This is a genomic window from Dysgonomonas mossii, from assembly GCF_004569505.1.
GTDB lineage: Bacteria > Bacteroidota > Bacteroidia > Bacteroidales > Dysgonomonadaceae > Dysgonomonas.
On sequence record NZ_SPPK01000169.1, the window covers coordinates 1 to 245 of the forward strand.

General features: G+C 30.6%; 1 pseudogene. It reads left to right on the forward strand.

The features are described 5' to 3' along the window. Positions 1-245 (forward strand): annotated as a pseudogene (locus E4T88_RS18200) (TaqI-like C-terminal specificity domain-containing protein); the annotation flags it as partial.

Below are 245 nucleotides of genomic sequence, written 5' to 3' on the forward strand. Positions count from 1 at the left end.
CAGTCAAAGAACATTTATTATCCTATGGATACGATAGATTGAAGCAAGCTGGAGAGAACGGTTCTCGTAAAAAAACGAATAATAAGTGGTTTGAGACGCAAGATAGCATAAGTTATTGGGACGATTTTTCTAAACAAAAAATTATTTGGATTGAGTTAACTGATCATCCAAATTTTGCTTTAGATTTAGACGGATACTACATTAATAATACTGTGTTTTTTATTACAGGAAAACATCTCAAATAT